The sequence below is a fragment of the Flavobacterium sp. GCM10023249 genome (genome assembly GCF_042653365.1).
In the GTDB taxonomy this organism is placed as follows: Bacteria; Bacteroidota; Bacteroidia; order Flavobacteriales; family Flavobacteriaceae; genus Flavobacterium.
In genome coordinates, this window is the sequence record NZ_JBHSHZ010000016.1 from 39251 (window position 1) to 55607 (window position 16357).

13 protein-coding genes are annotated in these 16357 nt (G+C 35.0%); 6 read left to right on the plus strand and 7 right to left on the minus strand.

What is annotated here, in order from left to right; genetic code table 11:
• Window positions 1-19 precede the first annotated feature (19 nt).
• The 4 genes from ACFO7M_RS13700 to ACFO7M_RS13715 all read right to left on the minus strand — a co-directional run bounded on the left by ACFO7M_RS13700 (window position 20) and on the right by ACFO7M_RS13715 (window position 6481).
• Window positions 20-664 (minus strand): DUF47 domain-containing protein, encoded by a 645-nt coding sequence (locus tag ACFO7M_RS13700; protein ID WP_379712886.1) that lies wholly within the window; start codon window positions 662-664, stop codon window positions 20-22.
• 210 nt (window positions 665-874) lie between these two features.
• Window positions 875-1903: a phytase gene (locus ACFO7M_RS13705; RefSeq protein WP_379736262.1), complete on the minus strand. Its 1029-nt coding sequence runs from the start codon at window positions 1901-1903 to the stop codon at window positions 875-877.
• Between the two features lie 16 nt (window positions 1904-1919).
• Window positions 1920-4769 (minus strand): TonB-dependent receptor, encoded by a 2850-nt coding sequence (locus ACFO7M_RS13710; RefSeq protein ID WP_379736263.1) that lies wholly within the window; start codon window positions 4767-4769, stop codon window positions 1920-1922.
• Between the two features lie 167 nt (window positions 4770-4936).
• Window positions 4937-6481 carry a tetratricopeptide repeat protein gene (locus ACFO7M_RS13715; protein WP_379736265.1) on the minus strand — a complete coding sequence of 515 codons (1545 nt, stop codon included), beginning with the start codon at window positions 6479-6481 and terminating at the stop codon, window positions 4937-4939.
• A gap of 182 nt (window positions 6482-6663) precedes the next feature.
• Between ACFO7M_RS13715 and ACFO7M_RS13720 the strand changes: the two genes are divergently transcribed.
• The 4 genes from ACFO7M_RS13720 to ACFO7M_RS13735 all read left to right on the plus strand — a co-directional run bounded on the left by ACFO7M_RS13720 (window position 6664) and on the right by ACFO7M_RS13735 (window position 10867).
• Window positions 6664-8307 (plus strand): acyl-CoA carboxylase subunit beta, encoded by a 1644-nt coding sequence (locus tag ACFO7M_RS13720; RefSeq protein WP_379736267.1) that lies wholly within the window; start codon window positions 6664-6666, stop codon window positions 8305-8307.
• Window positions 8308-8313: 6 nt separating this feature from the next.
• Complete coding sequence (locus ACFO7M_RS13725) at window positions 8314-8583, plus strand: hypothetical protein (RefSeq protein ID WP_379736269.1); 270 nt, start codon at window positions 8314-8316, stop codon at window positions 8581-8583.
• A gap of 167 nt (window positions 8584-8750) precedes the next feature.
• Window positions 8751-10379 (plus strand): M1 family metallopeptidase, encoded by a 1629-nt coding sequence (locus ACFO7M_RS13730; RefSeq protein ID WP_379736270.1) that lies wholly within the window; start codon window positions 8751-8753, stop codon window positions 10377-10379.
• Window positions 10380-10444: 65 nt separating this feature from the next.
• On the plus strand, window positions 10445-10867 hold the full coding sequence (locus ACFO7M_RS13735; RefSeq protein ID WP_379712874.1) for a DoxX family protein: 423 nt from the start codon (window positions 10445-10447) through the stop codon (window positions 10865-10867).
• A 69-nt stretch (window positions 10868-10936) separates the two neighbouring features.
• Here the strand turns inward: ACFO7M_RS13735 and ACFO7M_RS13740 are convergent, their stop codons facing one another.
• Window positions 10937-12520 carry an FMN-binding glutamate synthase family protein gene (locus ACFO7M_RS13740; protein WP_379736272.1) on the minus strand — a complete coding sequence of 528 codons (1584 nt, stop codon included), beginning with the start codon at window positions 12518-12520 and terminating at the stop codon, window positions 10937-10939.
• A gap of 113 nt (window positions 12521-12633) precedes the next feature.
• Between ACFO7M_RS13740 and ACFO7M_RS13745 the strand changes: the two genes are divergently transcribed.
• Window positions 12634-13323, plus strand: a complete 690-nt coding sequence (locus ACFO7M_RS13745; protein ID WP_379736274.1) for a Bax inhibitor-1 family protein — start codon at window positions 12634-12636, stop codon at window positions 13321-13323.
• 61 nt (window positions 13324-13384) lie between these two features.
• Here the strand turns inward: ACFO7M_RS13745 and prfB are convergent.
• A protein-coding gene (gene prfB, locus ACFO7M_RS13750) for a peptide chain release factor 2 (RefSeq protein ID WP_379712868.1) occupies window positions 13385-14480 on the minus strand; the annotation gives its coding sequence in 2 pieces (ribosomal slippage) (window positions 13385-14416 and window positions 14418-14480; 1095 coding nt in all).
• Window positions 14481-14605: 125 nt separating this feature from the next.
• Between prfB and ACFO7M_RS13755 the strand changes: the two genes are divergently transcribed.
• Complete coding sequence (locus ACFO7M_RS13755; protein WP_379736276.1) at window positions 14606-15631, plus strand: threonine aldolase family protein; 1026 nt, start codon at window positions 14606-14608, stop codon at window positions 15629-15631.
• A 290-nt stretch (window positions 15632-15921) separates the two neighbouring features.
• Here ACFO7M_RS13755 and ACFO7M_RS13760 read toward each other — a convergent pair whose 3' ends face one another.
• A complete protein-coding gene (locus tag ACFO7M_RS13760) occupies window positions 15922-16248 on the minus strand; it encodes a YbaB/EbfC family nucleoid-associated protein (RefSeq protein WP_379712864.1) in 327 nt (108 codons plus the stop codon).
• Window positions 16249-16357: the final 109 nt, after the last annotated feature.

A 16357-nucleotide genomic window follows, 5' to 3' on the forward strand; every position in this document is an offset into this window, starting at 1 on the left:
GTCAATCGAAAAATCGATATTAAGAATGTTTAACAGAAATTTGTTCGATTACGTTTGAAACGCCTTTACATCTGTCAGAAGCCATCTCAAGCGCAGATAAAACCTCTTTGTATTTGATCACTTTGATAGCATCCGATTCGTTTTCGAAAATATCAGCAACTGCTTTATCGAATACAACATCACCTTTGCTTTCTAATTTGTTGATTTTTTTGCAAATAGCTTTGATAGAGCCATGATTTTTCAAATCTTTCAATTCTTTCACTGCAGTATTGATTAACTGACACGCCTCTAAATTGATTTCTGTTAATTTACGGATTGATTTTGTGATTTTTTCAACTTGGTACAAGCGCATTCTGCTTGCAGCACCATGCATGTTGTCAGCAACATTATCAATTGAACGGATTAAAGCATTGATATCTTCTCTGTCAAATGGAGTAATAAAGTTTTTACTTAATTCCAATTGTGTTTTATGAGTGATATTTTCAATTTTATTTTCTAATTCTTCAATTTTTTTGAAGTAATTTTCTCTTTCTTCTTTTGGAGCATTTACTGCTTCGTGCAATGTTTCTGCTAAAATTACTAAAGTACCACTAGCTTGTTCGAACAAAGGGAAGAATTTAGTGTCTTTTGGTACTAAAAATTGAAAAATACTGTTTAGGTTCATAAGTTTTAATTTTAATGGTGCAAAAGTAGATGTCGAATGTTAAGAAATTATTAAGTTAATATCAAACTCCTATTAACATTTAGGTAACAATTTGGTAATATTGAAAAAAAATCGATTTGTGAAGAAGTGGTAAATCTAATACATAAACTATTGTAAAGCAACAAAGAGGATTGAAATTCAACCCTCTTTGTCAAAAAATTAAAACACAACTTACTTTTGTATTTCTTTCAAGATTTTACCGTAATCATAGACGTAAAACTCTTTTGAATCGTTCATGGCTACAAAAATTCCTTTTGGAAATTGATTGCCTAAATTAGCTGTCGTTACATCGCATCCATCGGTTTCAAGTGTAGTCAAATCAATGGCTTTAATGAATTGATTCGTTTTTCTGTCAAACACATTAAACGTTCCTCGTTGCTGGTCTGAAATCAAAAGATATCCTTCTTTTTCTGAAGTCTTTGCAATGGCTATACCTTCAATGTCAGTTAAGAATTTATCTTGTCCAAAAAGAGAAATTTCTTGATTTCCTTTGGAAGGTTCAGCATAGTATTTATGCACTCCAAATTCTTCATCTGAATAATAGATGTAGCCATTTTCGTTATCTACAGCGATGGCTTCAATCTCTTTTTTTCCGCTGAAACTACCAAACTTTCGGACCAAAATAGCTTTGATTTGATTATTAACTGCTTGTAATTCGTATTGATAGAGATAGTTTTGTTTTGGACCATCTTTTCTTCCAACGATTGCATACATCTTTTTGTTTATAGGAGAAAGATATAACGCTATTCCCATTGGTAATCTATAATTGGGTTTAGCTTCGTCAGTAAAAACTTTGATTCCTCCATTATCTACCGGTTTCATGTCAGGCACAGAATAAATCCTAATTTGATTTTTTTCTCTCTCGGTAAACGCCAATAGAGTAACTGTTGTTGTGTCATTGATTTTGAAATCATATGCCAAATCAACATTATTGGGACGCTGTAAATTTCGGATCGTTTTCTTTTCGATGATTTTCCCATTCAAATCGAAGGCATATATGGCGCCGTTGGTTTCTTTGTCGGTTCCGAAAATGATGCTTTCCGATGGATTTTCAGGATTAACCCAAATAGCTGGATCATCGGTATCATTAATGGTTTTTTCTGTAATAATATCGGGTTTAATTTCGCTCAATGCATTGTCTTTTTTGCAACACAAAGCAAGAATTATAATGGCTGTGTAAAGGAATATATTTAGTTTCATGTTATCTGTTTTGTAATTAATAAAGGTCATATTTTAAGCCGAGATTGAATGTTTTTCCATAGTATTCCAATTGTGAAACTCTTGAAGAAATTCCCTGATAGTAACGTAATGGTTGATTGGTCAGGTTATTCAAATTTAAAAAACAGCTTAGGTTTTTAGTGAAATTTACATTGGCATTGAAATCCACAAAGAATTGTTTGTCATAGTAACGGTCTTCAAATGCACGGCCGCCCAATTCATCCAGATACGCATCTGAAAAATTTCCTGATAATCTCAAACTGAATCGTTTTGTAGTATAATTAATCGACCCATTTAAAATGTTTGGTGTGGCTTGTGGTAAATCCAACTCGCCACGCAATTCCCCATCTTCGTTTCTGATGCCTTTGGCTTTGGAGGTAATATGAGTGTAATTTAGATAAATACTGAAATTTTTAGCGAATCCAGGTAAAAAATCCAATCGTCTTTGGAATGAAAATTCGGCTCCAAGAACCGAAGCATTATCTCCGTTCATTGGCTTGAATACATCGAATCCATCAGTATTTTCGGATTGAAATGTATAAATAAAATCATTGATTTTCTTGTAAAATAATCCTCCAGAAAGTATTCCTACCGATTTGAAATAATGTTCTGCCATGAAATCAAAATTCATTGAAGTAGTTGGAGTCAGATTAGGGTTACCCAAATAAATTTCTTCTTCTTCACGATTGGTTTCTTTATATGGAACCAAATCTATATAATTCGCTCGTGCCAAAGTGTTGGTCCACGCAGCTCTGACTATTGTGTTGTTGGTCGCATTGTATTTAAAATGGATACTTGGCAATACATTCGTATATGAATTTTTATCGGTTAATGCGTTTGTACTCTCAAAATCGCCATCTTCATTAAAGATAATTTCATTTCCTTTACTTTCAATTGTGGTGTTTTCAATTCGGATTCCAGCCAAAACACTCCATTTGTCCGAGATTTTTTGGTTAAATTGAGCATAACCAGCATATACATTTTCTTTTACACTAAAATTTGCGGTTGTATATTCTTCAGGTTTGTCTTCGGCTTCAAAAAGTGTCGTATTGTTTAAGTCTAAATTTCCGATGAAATCAATATTGGCAAAATATCCGGTTTGGTATTGACTTCCTGCTAAGAAATCGGAATCAGTATAATTAGTAACTGGAATGTCGCCTAAGGTTTCCATTTCTGAGCCAAGAGGATTATATTCTGTGAAATGATTGTTTCTAATTTTGTCTTTCAATCGGGTTTTAACACCGAATTTAAAATTACCGGTTTGTCTTTTAATAAAAGACAGTGGCAATTGAAAATTGGTTACTAAATTGATGTCTTTTTCATTTGTATGATTGGTTTCATCGGTTAATTCATCAAATTCAAAATTGGTATATTCTGCATCAGTTTCGTTACTAGGAGTAAACCAAGGTTTTTCAGCATCATTATTATAATTAATGGAATACTCATTTTTGTAAGCTACGTATCGTTCATGGTCTTTTTTCTCAGAAGCATACGCATAAGATGCTAACCAATCCACTTGTAGATTATTGATTAAATGATTACCTCCAATACTATAATTCTGCATGCGTTGGTCTTCTAAACGGGCACTTTTATTACGACCACCCGCAATTCCTTGTTTGTTTTCTCTGGTAGCTTCAATGGGGAAAGAAAGTAAATTACCATTTCCATCAACAGTAAAGTCGCCAGTATTGATAGCTTCACCATCTAAAATTTCCTGTCCGAAAGCAAATCGGTTTTCACGATCATCGCGCCAATTGTAAATCGATTTAAAATATAAGGTATTTGCATTGTCTAATTTGTAATCAAAATTTGCAGAAATACTTCTTCTGATACGCTGAATTCGGTATTCTCTGGCTTCGACTTGTTTTGCATAAGGATTTACTTCAACTTCTTCCAGATTATCGGGATCACCGTTGTTGTATTCGAATTCATCTTCCCATTCGGCTTCAATATTATCACTTCCAAAAATTCGATCGTTGAAAGATGTAGAAACAAGCCATCCCAATTTGCCATTTTCAGTTCGGTCACCTATAAGAAAAGAACCGTTTAAGATACGTTTATTGGTAATATAACTAATTCCACTTCCTAATGTTGTCGATAAGCGAAATTTTTGTGGAGAAGTTTTGGTGATAAGATTTACCGAACCGCCCAAAGCATCTGCATCCATATCGGGTGTAATTGCCTTGTTAACTTCAACGGTTTGAATCATATCGGTAGGAATCAAGTCCATTTGAACGTTCCTATTATCGCCTTCGGCCGAGGGAATGCGACTCCCGTTTAGAGTAACTGAGTTTAATTGAGGAGACAAGCCTCGAACAATGATATTTCTGGCCTCTCCCTGATCGACTTGCATCGTAATTCCTGGGACACGTTTTACAGCATCTCCAATATTTGAATCGGGAAATTTTGTAATTTGATCTGTTGAAATAATCGTGGTGATATTCTCTTTGTTTTTTTGTGTATTTAATGCTTTTGCTTGTCCGTCGTTACGAAAACCTTCTACTTCAATTTCATTTAATTCTTTTGTGTCTGGCGATAAGCTAATAGTAAGGGTTAATGTTTTGGTTTCTTCAATCACTATCTGTGTATCAGAAGGTGTGAAACCTAAATAAGCAACTTTTAAAGTGTATGTTCCTTTAGGAATAGATACAAGTACGAAGCTGCCATCAAAATCGGTGTAGACTTCTTTTTTAATTGATTCGATGTAGAGTTTAGCGCCGGGTAATGGAAAGGAATTTTCATCTATTACTTTTCCTTTAATGGAGCCGTTTTGAGCAGCCATTTCGAATATTGAAAACAGTAGCAATACCGTTACAAACAGCTGTTTTAAAATAGTTAAATTTTTCATTTGATAAGTTTTAATTTTCATCGACAAAGCTATATTTAACAATGCTTTACAAGGAAAATAACAAGGCAACAAAGAGGCAACAAAGACAAATTCAGACGTAATTGAAAGGCAACATTAATTCAAATTTTACATTGAAGAAACCTTTCTAAAACAAACGCGGTTTTACGCTATAATTCCAATAAAAAATTGATGAGATCTTTCTTCGCATCGATAGGTAATTTTTTTCTGAAACGATGACGAGCCACACGAACACTATCCGGTGTTACTCTTAAAATGGCTGCTATTTCTTTCGAAGATAAATTCAAACGCAATAAAATACCTAATTTCAATTCGGCAGGCGAAAGATCTTCCAGCGCAATATTGGATAAGTTTTTGATGTAATTCGGATGAATTTCTTCAAAGAATATATTGAAATCTTCCCATTCATTTTCCTGATGCAGTACAAAATCAATTTCAGAACATAGATCCTTAATTAAAACATCATGATTGACAGATTTTCTATCGGCCATGTTTTTTAATTTTAAAGAAAGTTCTGAAAGGATTTTATTTTTTTGAGCAATGTGTAAACTGTAATTCGATAAGGTTGCTGTTTTTAAATCCAGACTTTTTTGAAGGTTTTTTTCTTCCATCCATTTTTTTTCCAATTCAGCTTGCAATTTTTGTTGCTGGTACAACTGAATTTTCTCTTGTACTATTTTTTTCTTTCTCATCGAAAAATAAACCACTAACAGTATAATAATAGCAGATGCCGCAATGATAATGAGAAGTAATAGTTGCATTTCCCTCGATTTGTTCTGTTCTTCCAATAATTTGATTTGTGATTCTTTTCGGTCAATTTCTAAATCGGTCAATAAAAGATTCACCTGATTTTTATTTTCATTGACTAATGCCGCTTCTTTGAATTTTTCTGCTTCAATTCGATTGTCATAGGCTCTTTTGTAATCTTCTTTGAGGGCATAAATTTTAGCAAGATCTTTATATGCACTTTCTTGTAAACGGTTATCCTTTAGTTTTTTTGAAAGATCCAAGGATTGTAGGTTAACGCGAATGGCCTCGTCCAATTGCTTCTTTTTTCTGTGTATATCTGCAATATTATTTAAGATGTTGGCTTCTTCTTTGGTTGTACTTCCTTTAAAAATGGAATAAGCTTTTTGAAAATATAGAGATGCTTTATCCAATTCAAGTAAGTCTTCATAAATACTTCCAATATTTTCATATACATTGGCAACCTCAAAAGGATGCTTTTTCGGGGTAAGATAGGTTAGGCTTTTGTTTTCGAGTGCTAAAGCTTTTAAATAATCCCCTTGTTTTTCATAGTTGGCACCCAATAAGCTCAATGAATTTGCTAATCCAATTTTATATTTAAGCTGTTTGGATGTTGTTATGGCTTCATTATAGAAACCGGCAGCACTTTTATACTGCTTTGTATTTTTGTAAATAGTTCCAATTTTAGTATTCACAATGACATACAAACTGTCTTTCTTTTTCGTTTTATAATTCTCCAAAATCTGATTATAGGACTTCAATGCATCTGAATAAAATCCATTTTTTTCATAAATATCTCCGATTTTCATTTTGCGTGTGAAGCTCTTTTCATTGGAGTCTTTTATTTCTTCCTCTTGATTTTTTCTAAGCGATTTTAGTTCCTCCGAATTCTGTGAAAAAGCAATAGGTTGGAATGATAGAAATGCAAATAAGAATAACGCCTTCATGTGGGTTGGTTTAACTTACAAAAGAGTTTCTTTTTAGTAAACAGAAAGTTATAGGAGATTTAACATTTGGTTATCAATTTGTTTTCTTGGTTAAGAAAATGGGTTATGTTAAAAACTTTAAAGAATTAAAAAAAAACGTTTTCGTACTTTAGCGTCGCAAAAAAATAATAGACACGACTAACATGGACTTAAACTTCAATAAAAACGAAGATCATAACAAACTTTTACTATCAGATTTACGACAACGTTTTGCTAAAGTGAAATTGGGTGGAGGTGAAAAAAGAATTCAAAAACTACATGCCGAAGGAAAAATGACGGCTCGTGAGCGTATCGATTATTTATTGGATGACAATGAAAATTCGATTGAAATTGGCGCTTTCGTAGGTGATGGTATGTATGCTGAACATGGTGGATGCCCAAGTGGTGGAGTAGTAGTTAAAATGGGTTACATTCAAGGGAAACAATGTATCGTAGTAGCGAATGATGCCACTGTAAAAGCGGGTGCTTGGTTTCCAATTACTGCAAAGAAGAATTTAAGAGCGCAAGAAATTGCAATAGAAAATAGATTGCCCATTATTTATTTAGTGGATTCTGCAGGGGTATATCTACCAATGCAAGACGAAATCTTCCCGGATAAAGAACACTTCGGAAGAATTTTTAGAAACAATGCTATCATGAGCAGTATGGGAATTACGCAAATTGCTGCTGTAATGGGAAGTTGTGTTGCCGGTGGAGCTTATTTGCCTATTATGAGTGATGAAGCTCTAATTGTGGATAAAACCGGAAGTATTTTCCTGGCTGGAAGTTATTTGGTGAAAGCAGCTATTGGTGAAACTATTGATAATGAAACATTGGGTGGTGCAACTACGCATTGTGAAATTTCTGGTGTGACCGATTTTAAAGCGAAAGATGATGCAGATGCTTTAAACAGAATCAAAAGCATTGTTGGTAAAATGGGCGATTATGAAAAGGCAGGTTTTAACAGAATTAAAGCTGAAAAACCAGCTTTGGATGAAAATGAAATCTTCGGAATTTTACCAAAATCTCGTGCCGAACAATATGATATGATGGAAATCATCAAACGTTTGGTTGATAATTCTGAATTTGATGAATATAAAGCCGGCTACGGACAAACTTTAATTACGGGATATGCTCGTATCGATGGTTGGGCTGTGGGTATCGTAGCCAATCAACGTAAAATTGTGAAAACGACCGGATCGAAGACAAAACCAAGCGAAATGCAGTTTGGAGGTGTGATTTATTCGGATTCGGCCGATAAAGCAACGCGTTTTATTGCGAATTGTAACCAAAAGAAAATTCCATTAGTTTTCGTTCATGATGTTACCGGATTTATGGTGGGTTCAAAATCGGAACACGGCGGAATTATCAAAGATGGTGCTAAAATGGTGAATGCAGTTTCCAATTCTGTAGTACCAAAATTCACGGTAGTGGTTGGTAACTCTTACGGTGCCGGAAATTATGCAATGTGTGGAAAAGCCTACGATCCACGACTGATTTTTGCTTGGCCAAGTGCCGAATTGGCTGTAATGGGTGGTGCGCAAGCTGCTAAAGTGTTAATGCAGATCGAAGCAGCTTCTCTAAAGTCGAAAGGAGAGGAAATTACTCCCGAAAAAGAAGAGGAATTATTCAATAAAATCAAATCACGTTACGACGAGCAGGTGTCGCCTTATTATGCTGCATCTCGCTTGTGGACTGATGCTATCATTGATCCTTTAGAAACCAGAACCTGGATTTCTATGGGAATTGAAGCGGCAAATCATGCACCAATCGAAAAGCAGTTCAATTTAGGAGTGATTCAAGTGTAGTTTTACATGAATGATATTATTTTAAAAAAAAGTTTAGCGGTTTTCTTTGCTCCATTATGTCTTTCCATCGGTTTCTCATTGGAATACTTTTTAAAGTTTGTTGGTGATGTTGATGAATATGGGATTCCTAAAAATGATTCTTTTGGATGGCTGTATAACATATTCCATAAAAGAGACGGTCTATATGATATGCCTAATTGGTTATTTTACGTTTTAGTCATAATAATGAGTTTTTTCGTTGTCAGATTTATGTTTAAGATTTTAGTGAAAACATAAATCTTAAAAAAGATAATTAATGAAATCTACTTCCGTCTCTAGGAAGTAGATTTTTTTATTTTATTCGTAGAGTGAAATTATTTATTAAAAATTAAACTTTTCTTAAAAAAAATAAAAAATCGAAATCTACCATTAACTTTACGTGGTAGATTTTTTATTTTATAACTATGAAAAAATTAGTATTTGCAACGATTCTATTAGGATTTTGTCAATTTGCTTCGGCACAACTTACGGTGGCCAAAGAAGTGTTTACGAGAAGAGATACCTTACAAGGTGGTTTACGTCCGGAACGTACCAACTTCGATGTGCAACGCTATGATTTGAACATTACAATTGATCCTAATGGCAGATCAATCGTTGGTTATAATGATATCGACTTCAAAATCATAGAAAATACCAATACCATTCAAATTGATTTATTCGAAAATATGAATGTTGACAGTATTGTGTACAATAATAAAAAACTACAGTACAAAAGGGAATTTTTGGCAACGTTTATTCAGTTTCCTGAAATGTTGAATAAAGGAACAGCACAAAAAATCCGTTTCTATTATTCGGGTAAACCGGTTGTTGCTAAACGTGCTCCATGGGATGGCGGATTTGTATTTGCAAAAGATACTTCTGCTAAGCCTTGGATTGGTGTGGCTTGTCAAGGATTTGGCGCAAGTTGTTGGTTTCCTGTAAAAGATTCTCAAAGTGACGAACCGGATTTTGGTACGTCTGTTAAAGTTGCTGTTCCAAATGGTTTAATGAATGTTTCTAATGGCCGTTTCTTAGGTAGCGAAGATTTGAAAAATGGCTATACGCGTTGGGATTGGGAAGTGAAAAACCCAATCAATACGTACGATATTACCATTAATATTGCCGATTATGTTCATATTCACGACAATCATAAAGGTTTGGACTTGGATTATTATGTACTAAGAGCCAATGAACAAAAAGCGCGCAAGCATTTTGAAGAAGTGAAACCGATGATGGATTGTTTTCAATCGAAATTTGGAAAATATCCTTTTAGTGAGGATGGTTACAAATTAGTAGAAACACCTTATTTAGGTATGGAACACCAAAGTGCTGTAGCTTATGGAAATCATTATATGCAAGGGTATTTGGGTAATGACTTATCGCAAACAGGTGTCGGATTACTTTTTGATTACATCACGATTCACGAAAGTGGTCACGAATGGTTTGGAAATAGCGTTACTTCAAAAGATATCGCCGATATGTGGATTCATGAAGGCTTTACTCAATACTCTGAAATTGTGTTTATCGAATGTCAGTTTGGGTATGATAAAGCGATGCAATATGCTCGTGGATTGCATGACAATGTAAGCAACGACCGTCCAATTATTGGACATTATGGTGTAAATAAAGAGGGTAGTGGCGACATGTATCCGAAAGGTGCGTTGATGTTAAATACCATGCGTCATATTATTAACGATGATGCAAAATGGTGGAGCTTAATTCTGAATTACTCTGAAACATTCAAAAAGCAAATCGTTACACACGAACAAGTGGTGGATTTTTTCAACAAAGAATCTGGTTTGAATTTAACTCCGGTTTTCAATCAATACTTAAAACATACTCAAATTCCTGAATTGCAATTGCGCAAAGAAAAAGGTAGTATTCAATACCGTTGGGAAACTAATGAAAAGAATTTTGAAATGCCCATCGATGTTTTGATTAAAGGCAAACAGGTGAGATTGCAAGCGACTAATGATTGGCAAACAATCAAAGAAAAAGTAAAAGCTACCGAAGATATACAGCCAGTAAAAGATAAGTTTTTTATAAAATATTGATTTTGAGTAGGTTATTTCTGTACTATTTAGTAATTTTAGGTAACTAATTTAAAAAACTAAACTGTATGGAAACTGTAAAAAGCTTGAACAAATGGGCTAATGCTCATACATCCTATCCGTTGGATATTTTAAGAATTGTAGTGGGGATTTTTCTTTTTTGGAAAGGAGTTTCTTTCATGACCAATACAGAATATTATACGCAATTGGTGGAGCCGATTAAGAATTTAGGTGGCGGTATGCTAATTGTTCATTATGTCATGGCTGCGCATATGGTGGGAGGAGTCATGATTGTTTTTGGATTATTAACCCGCTGGGCCGTTATGGCACAACTTCCTATACTTTTAGGTGCTTTTTTAGTGAATTTTATTGGAGAAATGCATGTAGGTAATCTAATTTTATCTTTTTTATTACTTTGTGTATGTATTTTCTTCCTCTTCTTCGGAAGCGGTAAACATTCCGCCGATTACTATTTTAAAATGGAATCATAATTGAAATACAATAATAAATTCGAATGGAGTCAATACGAAAAAGGAGTTCTTAAATGAACTCCTTTTTTATTAAAATTTTTCTGCTGTGGCTTTTTTCCAAAAATAACGGTAGTTGTCCGGTACTGAATTTTCATGCAATAAGCAACCAGTTTCCAATTCTGGAAAGGTTTCTCCAAAAGTTTCGGTTTTATTGCGTTCTACACGTGTACTTACCACATCTCTTGTAACTCCGTCCGGATGACTAATTCCTGCCGAGGCCATCAGTTCCATTGCACTTTTAACCGTTTCATGTTGGTATCGAGCTACACGTACACTTTTTTCTTCGGGTACCAATCCTTTGGTAAGTTTCGGATTTTGTGTTGCAACGCCCGTTGGACAAGTATTGGAATGACATTCCAACGCTTGAATGCATCCTAAAGCAAACATCATTCCTCGGGCCGAATTGCATAAATCAGCTCCAATAGATAAACAACGGATTATGTCAAAACCGGAAATGACTTTTCCGCTGGCAATGATTTTTATTTGATCTTTTATTCCAAATCCATTCAAACTATCATAAACGAAAGCCAATGCATCACGCAATGGCATTCCTACATGATCGGAATATTCAGGTGGTGCCGCACCCGTTCCACCTTCGCCACCATCTACTGTTATGAAATCCAAATAGGTGTTCGTTGCGACCATCGCTTTGCAAATGGATAAGAATTCTGATTTATTACCAATACAAATCTTGATTCCAATTGGTTTTCCTCCTGAATTCTCCCGTAATAATTGAACAAACTTCATCAATTCTCTTGGCGTATTAAAGGCAGAATGTTTGGGTGGTGAAACAATGTCATTTCCTTTTTCAACCAAACGAATTGCTGCAATTTCATCGGTTACTTTTTCTTTGGGTAATATACCGCCGTGACCGGGTTTAGCTCCTTGTGAAAATTTGATTTCAATCATTTTTACATTATCCAATGTAGCTCTCTTTCTAAATTCTTCCACTGAAAAATTCCCTTGTGCATCTCTAGTACTAAAATACCCTGTTCCAATGTTCCAAACCACATCTCCGCCCGGTTCCAAATGATAAGGGGATAAGCCTCCTTCACCTGTGTTGTGGAAGAATCCTCCTTGTTTTGCCCCTGAGTTTAAAGCAAGTATTGCGTTTTTGCTCAACGATCCATAGCTCATGGCACTTACATTGAACATGCTGGCTTCATACGGTTTTGTACATTGGGTTGAGCCTATTTTTACTCTCGGATTTTCATCGACTTCCTTAAAAGGAATGGATCTCACACTATGATTGATCCATTCGTAACCAACATCATAAACATTGAGTTGGGTCCCGAAAGGTTGTGTTGATGTTTCTTTCTTGCTTCTTTGATAAACCAAGCTGCGTTGTAATCGGTTAAAAGGTTTACCTTCTGTATCTGTTTCAATGAAGTACTGACGCATTTCCGGACCAACCGATTCTAATACGTATCGCATTCGGCCCAATAAAGGGAAATTTCGCTTAATGGTTTGTTTGGATTGAAACATATCGAACAATCCCATGGCAATCAACGGTATGAAAATCAGTAATAAGAAACTGAACTTCCAATTGACATACATTAAAATTCCGGTTAAAGCTAGAATGGTGATACTAAAAACAACGAAGGCTTTTCTCATAAATAATCGTATTGTAACAGGTAATAAAATAACAAAAAATATTTCATAAAATTTAAAAACTTGTGTCGAGCCGTTATTTTTAATTATTTTTGGTAAAATTTAAGAAGAGAATTATGTACACAGAAAACGATTTAGTATCTAATGTTTCACAAGAACAACAAGCGGAATTTTTCAAAAAAACCTATACACATGTTGCTCTAGCTATCTTAGCTTTTATTGTGGTTGAGACGATTTTGTTGAAAATTTTACCGGCAACTTTTATTTTGCAAATGATTGGTGGAAAAATATGGCTTTTGGTGTTGGGAATTTTTTGGTTAGGATCAACTTTCTCTGATAAATTGGCATTTCATCCTTCCAAAGAGAAACAGTATTTAGGATTAGGATTGTATGTCATTCTTGAGGCTTTAATTTTTTTACCATTGTTAGGTTTTGCTGTACAGTATGATACAGAAGGTAAATTGATCCAACAAGCAGCTATGATTACCTTATTTATGTTTTCAGGTTTAACAGCTGTAGTTTTATTTACCAAAACAGATTTTTCTTTTTTAAGAACAATCGTGCTTGTTGGTGGTTTTGTTGCTTTAGGAACTATTGTCGGCGGAATTCTATTTGGATTTAACCTTGGACTATGGTTTTCGGTTGGAATGGTAATTTTAGCTTCGGCAAGTATTTTATACCAAACGCATCAAATTAAAGAACAATTTGCAACTACTCAGTATGTAGGTGCTGCTTTGCAATTGTTTTCTTCCATTATGTTGTTGTTCTGGTATGTGTTACGTATTGTAATGAGTGAAAAAGAGTAACGATTCGAGATAGTATAAAAAAAAGGAGCATTTAGCTCCTTTTTTTATTCATCATTTGCGATTATTCTTCTTTTTGCCCCATCATCATTAGATAGGCTTTCAAGAATTCATCTAAATTCCCATTTAAAACACCGTCAACATCACTGGTTTCATAACTGGTACGAACGTCTTTGATTAGTTTATACGGATGTAAAACATAGTTTCGAATTTGTGAACCCCACTCAATTTTCATCTTGCTCGCTTCAATATCAGCACGCTGCTCCATTTGTTTCTTCAGTTCAATCTCATACAACTGCGAACGTAACATCTGCATTGCTCTTTGTCGGTTGTCTTGTTGCGAACGGGTTTCCGAACATTGAATCTGAATTCCTGTGGGCTTATGGAATAGCTGTACTTTAGTTTCTACTTTATTCACATTCTGACCACCGGCACCACTCGAACGAGATGTGGTAATTTCAATATCGGCTGGATTGATCTCAATTTCAATACTGTCATCGACTAACGGATATACATAAACGGAAGCAAAAGAAGTATGACGTTTGGCATTACTGTCAAAAGGAGAGATGCGCACCAAACGATGCACCCCGTTTTCGCCTTTCAAATACCCGAACGAATAATCGCCTTCAAATTCTAAAGTTACCGTTTTAATTCCGGCAACATCTCCTTCCTGAAAGTTCAATTCTTTTACTTTATAGCCATTTTTTTCACCCCACATTAAATACATACGCATCAACATACTTGCCCAATCACAACTCTCAGTTCCACCGGCTCCAGCTGTAATCTGTAAAACAGCACTCATAGAGTCACCTTCGTCCGAAAGCATGTTTTTAAATTCAATATTCTCAATGTGCGTATTTAAGGTATCGTAAAGGCTATCCAATTCTTCTTCGCTAAGATTACCTTCTTTGTAAAACTCGTAGGCAATTTGCAATTCGTCACTTAAATTGACTGCTTTTTCATAATCTTCTACCCATTTTTTCTTAGATCGGAGATTACGTACAATCACTTCAGCTTCTTTCGCGTTGTTCCAAAAGTCTGGCGCAAAGGTTTTTTCTTCCTCGTTAGCAATTTCGATTAGTTTGGCATCAATGTCAAAGATACCTCCTCAACGCACCAAGGCGTTCTACAATACCTTTTATTTGCTCGGCATTTGTCATATAATTTTTATATTTTTGGTTTTTATTTGTAGCTATTTCCCGCTGTCCACTGTATCTTTGCGCTGCAAAGGATGCCGTTCCCATCGGGGCTAAAGCTAAGCAAAAGTACCAATCCTTTTATAATTATGGAAATAAATTTGGTAAGTGATACCGTTACAAAGCCAACTCAAGAAATGTTACACGCCATGTTTCAGGCAAGAGTAGGGGATGATGTCTACAAACAAGACCCTACTATCAATGCTTTAGAAGCTAAAGTTGCCAATATGTTTGGCATGGAAGCGGCATTGTTTTTTCCTTCTGGTACTATGGCCAATCAGGCTGCTTTGAAATTGCATACAAATCCTGGAGATGAAATTATTTGTGACAAATGGTCGCATATTTATTTATATGAAGCAGGTGGAGCAGCTTTTAATAGTGGTTGTTCTTTAAGTTTGTTGAATGGTAATCGCGGTATGATTACTGCAGATATGGTGCGAAAAGCAATCAATGATCCTGAGTTTTTCCACGCTCCGTTAACCAGTCTGGTAAGCATAGAAAATACAACAAATAAAGGAGGAGGTGCATGTTACGATATGGAGACACTTCGTGAAATCAAACAAGTGTGTGTCCAAAATCAATTGAAATACCATTTGGATGGTGCCCGCTTATGGAATGCAATGGTGGCCAAAAGACAATCTCCTAGACAGTTTGGTGAGCTATTCGATTCCATTTCGGTTTGTTTAAGTAAAGGTTTAGGAGCGCCGGTCGGATCGGTTTTGGTATCTGATGCGAAAACTATTAAAAGAGCCTTGCGAATTCGCAAGATTTTAGGCGGAGGAATGCGTCAGGCAGGATATTTGGCGGCCGCAGGGATCTATGCCTTGGACAATCATATCGAGCGTTTAGCCGATGATCACCGAAGAGCCAAAGAGTTAGCCTTGATTTTACAACGTTTGCCTTGGGTAGCATCGGTAGAACCCGTAGAAACCAATATCTTGATTTTCTCTATTCAACCGTATCTGGATGAAAAAACAATCATCGAAAAATTAAAGGAAAAGAGTATTCACATCAGTTCAATGGGGCATGGTAAATTACGCATTGTAACCCACTTAGACTACCGTCAGGTAATGCACGAATACGTTTTGGAAATTCTTCCTAAGATTTCCATGTAATAGTAGTGCTTCGGTTTCATATTAAAATTTTTACTTCCGAATTGATTTGTTTCGGGATACTGTTTTTTTTGGATTGCTGCTAAGTTTTTGTATTCCCTTTTTTTTCTTAATTAAGACAACCTTATTTAATTTTACTCAAATTGTTTAAGTATAAGCGAATAACTTTTGTGTTTAGGTGAATTTGTTTATGCGTAAGGGAATGTTTTTTAACTATTGATGAATACTATGTTTTTTGAAAAGTTTCAAAATAGTATAGATCAAAAAAAATCCCACGCTAGTGGGATTGTTGTTTATTTAAAAAGTCCATCCATTCCTGGAATATTCGGCATACCATCTTTGGCTACAGCACCGAGTTCAGCTTCGTTTACAGCAGTTGCTTTTGCAATGGCTTTGTTCAATACCAATACCAAATAGTCTTCCAATTGCTCTTTGTCTTCAAGTAAACTTGTGTCTATGGAAACATTGCGAATAGTTCTATTGGCTGTAAGAGTTACTTTCAACAAACCGTCATTACTTTGTTCATCGACTAAAACGGTGTCAAGTCGTTTTTTGGTATCTTCAATTTTTTGCTGGGTTTCTTTTAGTTTTCCCATCATACCCATAATATCTCCAAACATTTCTCTATTTGATTTAAATTAATTCTGCAAAATTACTAAATTGCCACCCAAATAAACAACTAAACAAAAATGAAAAACCTAACTAAAATAAGCTTTTTAAGCCTTATTT

Excerpts from the sequence above, each read along its gene's own strand:
- ACFO7M_RS13755 (WP_379736276.1), top strand. The coding sequence starts at position 14,606 with ATGGAAATAAATTTGGTAAGTGATACCGTTACAAAGCCAACTCAAGAA.
- ACFO7M_RS13720 (WP_379736267.1), top strand. The coding sequence starts at position 6,664 with ATGGACTTAAACTTCAATAAAAACGAAGATCATAACAAACTTTTACTA.
- ACFO7M_RS13735 (WP_379712874.1), top strand. The coding sequence starts at position 10,445 with ATGGAAACTGTAAAAAGCTTGAACAAATGGGCTAATGCTCATACATCC.
- ACFO7M_RS13710 (WP_379736263.1), bottom strand. The coding sequence starts at position 4,769 with ATGAAAAATTTAACTATTTTAAAACAGCTGTTTGTAACGGTATTGCTA.
- ACFO7M_RS13740 (WP_379736272.1), bottom strand. The coding sequence starts at position 12,520 with ATGAGAAAAGCCTTCGTTGTTTTTAGTATCACCATTCTAGCTTTAACC.
- ACFO7M_RS13725 (WP_379736269.1), top strand. The coding sequence starts at position 8,314 with ATGAATGATATTATTTTAAAAAAAAGTTTAGCGGTTTTCTTTGCTCCA.
- ACFO7M_RS13705 (WP_379736262.1), bottom strand. The coding sequence starts at position 1,903 with ATGAAACTAAATATATTCCTTTACACAGCCATTATAATTCTTGCTTTG.
- ACFO7M_RS13700 (WP_379712886.1), bottom strand. The coding sequence starts at position 664 with ATGAACCTAAACAGTATTTTTCAATTTTTAGTACCAAAAGACACTAAA.
- ACFO7M_RS13745 (WP_379736274.1), top strand. The coding sequence starts at position 12,634 with ATGTACACAGAAAACGATTTAGTATCTAATGTTTCACAAGAACAACAA.
- ACFO7M_RS13760 (WP_379712864.1), bottom strand. The coding sequence starts at position 16,248 with ATGTTTGGAGATATTATGGGTATGATGGGAAAACTAAAAGAAACCCAG.
- ACFO7M_RS13730 (WP_379736270.1), top strand. The coding sequence starts at position 8,751 with ATGAAAAAATTAGTATTTGCAACGATTCTATTAGGATTTTGTCAATTT.
- ACFO7M_RS13715 (WP_379736265.1), bottom strand. The coding sequence starts at position 6,481 with ATGAAGGCGTTATTCTTATTTGCATTTCTATCATTCCAACCTATTGCT.